The 8,307-nt window shown below is 36.8% G+C and carries 7 protein-coding genes; all 7 read left to right on the top strand.

Annotated elements, in window-relative coordinates; genetic code table 11:
- The first annotated feature begins 82 nt into the window (after positions 1-82).
- The 7 genes from U9P79_09170 to U9P79_09140 all read left to right on the top strand — a co-directional run bounded on the left by U9P79_09170 (position 83) and on the right by U9P79_09140 (position 8,284).
- On the top strand, positions 83-460 hold the full coding sequence (locus U9P79_09170; protein MEA2104791.1) for a GntR family transcriptional regulator: 378 nt from the start codon (positions 83-85) through the stop codon (positions 458-460).
- Positions 457-1,338 carry an ABC transporter ATP-binding protein gene (locus tag U9P79_09165; protein MEA2104790.1) on the top strand — a complete coding sequence of 294 codons (882 nt, stop codon included), beginning with the start codon at positions 457-459 and terminating at the stop codon, positions 1,336-1,338. Before U9P79_09170 ends, U9P79_09165 begins: the two co-directional genes overlap by 4 nt.
- Entirely contained in the window at positions 1,331-2,197 is an 867-nt protein-coding gene (locus U9P79_09160) for a hypothetical protein (GenBank protein MEA2104789.1), read from the top strand. Before U9P79_09165 ends, U9P79_09160 begins: the two co-directional genes overlap by 8 nt.
- A gap of 70 nt (positions 2,198-2,267) precedes the next feature.
- The gene (locus U9P79_09155) at positions 2,268-3,098 is read left to right on the top strand and encodes a DUF6263 family protein (protein MEA2104788.1); all 831 of its coding nucleotides are present in this window, start codon (positions 2,268-2,270) and stop codon (positions 3,096-3,098) included.
- Between the two features lie 15 nt (positions 3,099-3,113).
- Positions 3,114-5,075 carry a DUF3857 and transglutaminase domain-containing protein gene (locus tag U9P79_09150; GenBank protein MEA2104787.1) on the top strand — a complete coding sequence of 654 codons (1,962 nt, stop codon included), beginning with the start codon at positions 3,114-3,116 and terminating at the stop codon, positions 5,073-5,075.
- On the top strand, positions 5,075-6,937 hold the full coding sequence (locus U9P79_09145; protein ID MEA2104786.1) for a DUF3857 domain-containing protein: 1,863 nt from the start codon (positions 5,075-5,077) through the stop codon (positions 6,935-6,937). The genes U9P79_09150 and U9P79_09145 overlap by 1 nt, the downstream gene beginning before the upstream one ends.
- Before the next feature lie 621 nt (positions 6,938-7,558).
- On the top strand, positions 7,559-8,284 hold the full coding sequence (locus U9P79_09140) for a hypothetical protein (GenBank protein MEA2104785.1): 726 nt from the start codon (positions 7,559-7,561) through the stop codon (positions 8,282-8,284).
- The last annotated feature ends 23 nt before the right edge of the window (positions 8,285-8,307 follow it).

The raw sequence follows: 8,307 nt of genomic DNA, 5'->3' as shown, positions 1-8,307 counted from the left end.
CTGAACTCCAATTTTTTCACAATAAGTTTGACAAAGAATTGCTTTGGTGTATTAGTTGACCCAAACAGTAATACGGAGGAAGATGATGAAGTTCACTGAAAATATGCCTCTTTATCTGCAAGTCCGGGAAGAGATTGAAAATGCAATTCTCTCATGTGCAGTAAAAGAGGACGAAGCCATTCCGTCCATTCGAAAATTGGCACAGGAATATCGCTTGAACCCTCACACTATTTCCGCAGCAGTAACTGAACTGATGCTGGAAGAATATCTGTATAAGAAAAGAGGTGTCGGTATTTTTGTATCAAAAAATTCACGGAAAAAACTTATGAAAAAGAAAAAAGATGATTTCTTTTCCATTGATCTAAAAAAAATTATTGAAAAATGTCAATTTCTAAACATTTCCAAAGATGAGCTGATCAAAACGATTTCCCAGCAATTCTCGGAGAAAGGAGCAAAATGAAACAACCATTTAAACCTTTGAATTTCAATGTAAAAAATGTAATTGAAACACAAGGTCTTACAAAATACTTCAAAGATTTGAAAGCCCTTGATAATGTAAACTTGGAAATTCCGAGAGGAAGAATCATCGGACTGCTCGGAAAAAATGGTGCCGGAAAATCTACTCTGATGAGATGTATGCTTGGATTTTTGAAATATACAGGAGAGATCCGGCTTTTTGAAACAAAATTAAAATCTCATAATGAATCTATCCACAACCACATTGCTTTTATCCCTGATGTTAGCAGTTTGGATGATCGCCTAACTGTTCAGCAAACCATGGAATATGTTGCCGGACTGAATTCTGCTTGGAATGAAGTTAAGGCTGAAAAACTTCTCCTAAAAAGCCGATTACCCAAAAATAAAAAAGTGGGAAAACTTTCAAAAGGAATGAAAACGAAATTGTATCTGCTCATCACCCTATCCCTTGATGTGAAAGTGCTTCTGCTGGATGAACCAACGCTTGGGCTTGATATAGAATTCCGAAAAAATTTCTTCAACACTATTTTGGGAGAATTTTATGATGATAATAGAACGATAATAATCTCTACACATCAGGTAGAAGAAGTTGAGCACATCCTTCAGGATATTATTTTCATAGATGACGGTAAGATAGTGCTCTATGATGAAGTGGAAAAATTAAAAAATTCATATCATTTTATTGAAGTTCCAAATGATAGAAAAGACGAATTGATGAAATTAAACCCGCTCACAGTCAATCATTCTTTGGGAAAGGTGGGTGCTATTATAAAAGAAAAAATAAATATTGAGGGAGCGGAATATTCCCGCCCGTCTCTTTCCGACCTATTTCTGGCAAAATGCGGAGGTAAAAATGAATAAGTTAATGGCACTTCTCAAAAAAGATTTGATAATACACAAAAAAAACTTGCTGCTCCCGATTTGGGTAACCGGCGGATTGTATTTCATCTCACTTATCTTAGGAATAATCGGAATCTATCGAACAGGTTTTAATATAAATATGTTTGAAGGATATTTATATTCAGGCGACCATCAAGGCTGGATAATGGTTTTGAATTATGTGATAAATGCAGCTGTAATTTCATTCCCCATGTTTTTGTGCACAATTATGATCATTGCCTCTTCCCAAAATGCTCTGAATGAAGATTCAAGATTGAACTGTGAATTATTTCACCGTTCCCAACCCGTATCAATTTGGAAAATCAGTCTTTCGAAATATTTGGTCTCAATTATCGGGAATTGGCTCGTTCTAATTTTGATCGCAATTGTGATGGCAATTATCGTGAATATTGCTATTGCCATCAAATTTGATTTTATGTTTAAATATGCTTTTGCAGGAATGTTTGTATCATTGATAACCGAGCTGAAGATCGGACTGTTACTCGGGAGCATATTCTTCTTTTTCTCTGCAATATTCAAGGACAAAGTTTTTTGGAAAGTGATTGGATTAACCTTTGGAATTAATGTGCTGGTTGGAATATTTAATTTTCTGTTTGGCACCCATATTCCCTTTCCCATAAAATATCTCTCGGAACTAATTAAATCAACTTCCATTAATTCTGAAATGTTCCAAAATATAACCGGAAATGATCTTCAGAGGGTAATATCTGTTAACTGGAATTCGCTGATTTTTAATTGGAATGTATTTTGGCAAATGATACTTAACGCTGCCTTTTTTGTTGGCGGAACACTTGCCTACAAATTTCGTGAAATAAAATAATTTACGAAAAAATTGCCAAGATAAATCTGAAAATCAAATTTTTGTTTATCAAATTAATGTTGGAGGAAAAATGTACAAACGAAATTTAGTAATTGCTAGCATAATTCTTTTGGTGCTGGTTGGATGTGCACAAAAAGTTAGCTTGCAAAAAACAGGACCGGTAATGCTTACGCAAGAATTAAAAGTAGGTGATACCCAAAAATACCACATTGAACAAATAATTTCAAACACAGTAACGGTTAAAGGACAAACTCAAACCCAGCAGATAAATATGGAGATGGAAATAGAAAATAGTGTCGTTAAAATTGTTGCAGACTCGGTTTTCATAAATGTAATTCTAACTGAAATTGCCGGTTCTATCAACGCCGGTGGCTCATTTACACAAATTCCCGGCTTGGATGAAATTAAAGGTGAAACCATTGCAGCTGTTTTACTTCCCGATGGTTCAGCAGAAATTGTGGAAGAATCCGAAGTGGCAAAAGACACACAACTTAGGCTTGACTCTTTTATTGAAACTCTTTATGGGTTTATGCCAAACAAAGAAGTAAAATCCGGTGAAACCTGGAATATTGAGCGCTCAGACGATGAGTCCAGCACAAAATCTATTTATACTTTCAGAGGAATGAAACTGGGAAAAGATAAAATTAACACTCTCACAATATCTGTCGAATCGGAATTTTCTATTAATTCCCAGGTTGAAAAAAGTGGAATGGATATCAAATCCATACTTTCCGGTACAAGTAGCAGCACCATCCAATGTTCTACGGAAAACGGTTTTGTCGTCTCCCAAAAATCTCACGCTGCTATGGAGGGTAGCACCGAGATAAGTGGTTCACTCCAGGGAGATATGGAATTACCGACCTTCATGAATATAGATGTTACGATCAAACGACTCAAATAATATCAGGAGAAAATTATGTTACAAAAGAAGTTTAAACCCAATCTATCGTGGAAAAAATTAGTATTAATCGTAATAATTCCCATTTTGCTTTTCGGTTGTGCAAAAAAGATCAATTATTCTTATTTGCAAAACTATAACCGCCAATCTTACGCAGATGCAGATGCCGTAATTGTTACAGACAGCACCGGCATCAATCTGGAAGAATCCGGAAAATCTGTTGCAACTCAGCACAAAATTGTAAAAATACTTTCGATGAAAGGAAAAGCCATGTTTTCCGAAGCAACATTCGGATATTTTGCAAAGTATGATTCCGTTTCTGTGATCTCGGCAAAAGTGATTAATCCCGATGGCTCTGTCATTGAAATACCCAAAGAAGATATTCAAGATATGGTTATTCCTGCTGTTCAACAATTCTACCTTCCAAACGTTAGGATGAAAAAGATTATTTTCCCGAATATCAAAGAAGGCTCAAGCGTAGAATATCTTGTGAAAATTTTTACAAATAATCCTCCAATGGAAAACAATTTCAATACGGTTTCTATTTTTGAGGGAAACAATCCGATTCATAGAGCCACCCTAACTATTAATTCTGAAATGGCTTTGAATAGTTTAATCAAAAATGATGTCAGCGGTTCTATCAATTTCGAAAAAAAAGTAAGAGATGGAAATTATTATTATAAATGGGTGGTGAAAAATATTCCGTCAATTGTTCAAGAACCGCTGATGCCACCAATTCCCGATGTCTGCAAAAAAGTGATCATCTCTTCCGTAGATTCTTGGAAGTCCTGGTCAAAGTGGTATTATGGTCTTTGCGAAGAAAAGATGATCACTACTCCGGAAATGGATTTGGTGATAGACAGTCTTCTTGTAGGTGCGGAAACGCGAGACGACATTTTGCGTGCTTTGTATTATTATGTATCCCAAAATATCAGATACATCGGGACGGAAATGACTGGTGAAAAAGGTGGTTATGAGCCTTTTCCCGCTCCTCAAACCTTTAAAAATAAATATGGAGTTTGTCGAGATAAAGCTGCTCTTCTCGCTGCAATGATTCAAAAAGCCGGTTTCGAAGCCTATACCGTGCTTATCAATCCGATGCAAAATGTGGAAATGGATATTCCCCACGTTGCCCAATTTAATCACGCTATTACCGCAGTAAGAAATCCGGATGGAACTTGGCTTTTTATCGATGCAACCGCAGAAAATACCAGTGAGTTCCTCATGTCCATCGAGCAAAATAAAACCGCACTTATTTGCACACCGGAAGGAGAAGATATTTTACTCACACCCAAAGTTCCTGCAAGTGAGAACATGTTCGCCATAGATGCGGTCGGGTATATTTCCGATGATGGCAGTTTCTCGGAAACAGCCAAGTTTACTCTTACCGGTTTGATGGGGATGGCTTTTCGGCAGATTCTTACAAAATTACCTGCAGATCGAAGAAAAATGATCTTCCAAATGATTGTCGGGCAAATGATAGAAAATGCTGAAATAGACACATTTTATTATTCCGATCCTGAAGATTTGAACAAACCGTTGGAGATCACAGTAGAATTCTCCGCAGAAAATTATGGTTTGAAACTCAAAGACGAACTTTCTTTCTCATTACCATTCTCCAGCAAAGGCACATCAGGTACTGCCGCAATCGGTGGGGGTGGAAATCCGTTTGCGTTGGATGAAAGAAATTATCCCTTATCTATGTTTACAACTATGCAAACAGAAGTGAAGGAAAAAATATTCTTTCCGGAGGGTTATACTATAGAAAATTTACCGGAACCAATCAACGAATCCACAGAAGGCTTCAGCATTTCGAGTGATTATAAAACCGGGAAAGGATTCATTTCTCACACGATCACAAACTCTTTTAATGACTATATTTTTCCCCCTGAAGAATATATAAAAATGAAAAAAATAATTGATTTGATTTCCGAAAAGAGTGGACAGGAAGTCGTCTTGCACAAGAATGGAGATGAGTAATGAAAAAGTTAATTATTCTCCTGATAGTATTATCATTTATCGCAGGCATTCTTGTTGCGGATGATAATTATAAAAACGCAGCTTCTGTAACCCTCGTGGACAGCCTTTCTTTTCATATAGACAAAGATATGAAAATGATAAAGGAACGATTTCTGAGGATCAAAATCCTTGAGAAACGGGGACGAGAAGAAAAAGGTGATATCCAAGCTCGTTTTGATGAAGATTCCCAAAAATTCGAGATCATTTCCGCTCACACTCTCACTCCTGCCGGTGAGATCATCGAGCCGGAAGAGAGTGGTGTTTCTCTTGTGAGCGCCCCGGAAGTGGGTTACGCTTCTCAATACACCAACCTAAAAATGCAAGTGATTTCATTTCCGGCACTTGAACCCAATGCTATTATTGAATACAATTATCGCATTATTTCCGAAAAAGAGATGGAAAAACCTTTCGCTGCCAATATCACTCTTCAAACTCGCGAACCGATAAAAAAGAAAATTGTTTCCATAACTTTTCCCATAGAAGATAAAGATAAATTCGTTTTCAGATCCATTAAAACAGACTTGAAACCGAAAATCATTAAAAGCGGAGATTTGATCACTTACAAATTCGAAATGAACGATATGGCAAAAATCAAAGCCGAACAGAACATGCCTTCACTTGCAGAAATATCCCCTGAACTTCGCCTTACATTTTATCCTGATTGGGACGAATTTGTGGATAATTACCAAAAAAATTTCTTTGATGCGGCCAAGGTTTCTCGGTCAATTAAAAAGCAGCTCAAAAAGATTGTCGGAGAAAGTACAGAAGAAACCATCGAGAATATTGCAATCTTTGTAAAACAGAATATCCGCAGTATTTATCTTGGTTTCGGAGAAAGCGGTTTCGAGCCTACTGATGCCAAAAAAATATTGGACAACAGATACGGCGATCCTCAGGATAAAGCAGTTTTGCTTACCGCATTATTGCAGGCAACAAATGTGGATGCCTATCCGGTTCTTGTTGCTGCAAATCAAATCGCTGATTTACAAAAAACCCTTCCTGTTCCCTCGTTGATGAAAAATATTCTCGTTGCTTACAAATTGAATGGGAAAACAAATTACATTGATCCGATGACCGCTTTTTGCAAACCAAATTGGCTCTCAGAACGATTCCAAAACAGACAAGCAATTGCAATCTCTCCCAAAAAATTTGAATTTATCACTACCCCTCAAACCCCTATTGATGCCAGTAAATCTCTTGTAAAATTAAATGCTTCTTTAGATGAAGAAGGAACTCTTCGCGGAACTTTCGAGGTAACTGCCACCGGATATTTTGATAGGTTAGTTAGAAATCAGCTTAGATATAAAAATTCCGATGAGCTGGATATTCTATTTGCAAGTATCGCAGCCGGCATTCGTGGTGGAACAGATATTGTAAATTACACTTTTACAAATCCTGAAAATCTGAAGAAAACAATGAAAGTCAGCCTTCAATTCGAATCTCCCAATTATCTGACCAAACAGGGAAAAAGGCTGAAACTTTCGATTCCAAAACTCGGTATTCGCGGTGCGGATGTTTCTGATTTTTCTACACTCAAGGAAAGAGATTATGATCTGATGCTTGGCACAAAACGGGAATACAAGTTTAACGCTTCAATACAAATTCCAGCGGATTTTGATTTGCAATATTCCCCGCAGGGAAAATCTGATAAAAATAGGTTGGCGGATTTTAATATCGTTAGTTCCGTTGAAAATAATACTGTTTCATTCTCAACGGAATTTCAATTCGAGACAAATCGAGTTCCTGTTTCCGATTATTCTGCTTTCCGCAAAGTGCAAAATGATTATTTTAATCAGAATAATTGGCTGTTTATCTTCGAATAAATTTATCCCCCTCTAAATAGAGTCTGTCCGTAAAGGAAAATCTTGAGTTAAGTTCCGTTTTTTTGAACTTGACTTAAGTTTTTCCAACTCACAAATATAACGCTAATTAACTTAATAGATAATTTTTTAAATTAGTCACGGAATGGTCCGTGACTTCTCGAAAAGGCTACTTTACGGATAGACAGTAAATAGAGTCTGTCCGTAAAGTATAGATTGGACGCAGATGAATGTGATAAACAACATCACGCTGAAAAAATCGATTTTCGCAAGATAATATTTTTTTGTAAAAAGTGTAATATCCCCGTTGAATGCTTTGTATTTTATTATTCAACAGTGGTTCATCAGCATAATCAGTACTTGCCCTGTGGAATGTTTTTGCATTTATATTCCACTTGGGGTTTATCTGCGTCGAATCACATTCGTAGAATCATTGCAAAAATGCGAGTTTACGGATAGACACTAAGTAAATGCGGCAATACGCCGAAAAACCATATGCCGATGGGTTCATCCCTACCCATCGGCTTTTTTTGTAAGGGGAAAGGGATGCAAACTTCCTATTTTTCTTGACATTATTTTGTCAAAACCATTAGAAGAAGTAAAAATTATGTAAGGAGAAAAAGTATGAATATGAAAAAATATCTAAAAAAAATATCACCCCTATTGATTCTTGTCATCACCCTGTTTTTATCCACTTGTGATTCCCCCCTCTCCGATGAAGAACTAGATGATCCATCCCTGATTGCCCCGGATATCACCCTTGAGAAGAATATCAACTACGAAACTCGCTCAGTCATACACATAGCTACTGCACATCTTTATGATAAAAATTTTAATTTGGTAAGGATCGAAGATGGCGGAGTTCGGGTGGGGGATACTAACCTTGATCTAAAGCAAAACATTCTTGGAGGTTATTATTATGAAACCACCGACATCGCCGTAAATAATGACGTAACTTATCATGTTGTGATAACCATGAGCAATGGTGACACTTACGACGCTTATGTAACTACACAATCTGCAGAACTTTATGAGTTTGTACTACCCGAAGAACATGATCATGGTTTAGATATGGATATTCAATGGGCAGCTGCTTCCAGCGATTCAATGCAAATTGTTTGGGACTATAACACTGACGAAGAAAGTGGCACCGGAATAATCGAAATTCCCTCCCAATTCTGGCAAAGTGGAGAATATACGATACCCGCTTCCGAACTATCCGATTTGGCAGGATATGATGTAAATTTCACAATTCAATCAATTAAACTAGGGCAAATTAGCGAGAGTTTTCGAACTGGACGTATTATCAGATCCGTCTTTTCCATAACCCAACAAAGTTCAATTCAGTAAATTATCCAAATTAATCGGAAGAA

This window comes from Candidatus Cloacimonadota bacterium (assembly GCA_034661015.1).
GTDB lineage: Bacteria > Cloacimonadota > Cloacimonadia > JGIOTU-2 > JGIOTU-2 > JAYEKN01.
Note: the sequence above shows the minus strand (reverse complement) of the source record. Positions and strands in the feature narration are given on the sequence as shown.

What these genes read in the sequence shown, in the direction of transcription:
- U9P79_09170 (MEA2104791.1), top strand. Translation starts at nt 83, where the DNA reads ATGATGAAGTTCACTGAAAATATGCCTCTTTATCTGCAAGTCCGGGAA.
- U9P79_09165 (MEA2104790.1), top strand. Translation starts at nt 457, where the DNA reads ATGAAACAACCATTTAAACCTTTGAATTTCAATGTAAAAAATGTAATT.
- U9P79_09160 (MEA2104789.1), top strand. Translation starts at nt 1,331, where the DNA reads ATGAATAAGTTAATGGCACTTCTCAAAAAAGATTTGATAATACACAAA.
- U9P79_09155 (MEA2104788.1), top strand. Translation starts at nt 2,268, where the DNA reads ATGTACAAACGAAATTTAGTAATTGCTAGCATAATTCTTTTGGTGCTG.
- U9P79_09150 (MEA2104787.1), top strand. Translation starts at nt 3,114, where the DNA reads ATGTTACAAAAGAAGTTTAAACCCAATCTATCGTGGAAAAAATTAGTA.
- U9P79_09145 (MEA2104786.1), top strand. Translation starts at nt 5,075, where the DNA reads ATGAAAAAGTTAATTATTCTCCTGATAGTATTATCATTTATCGCAGGC.
- U9P79_09140 (MEA2104785.1), top strand. Translation starts at nt 7,559, where the DNA reads ATGAATATGAAAAAATATCTAAAAAAAATATCACCCCTATTGATTCTT.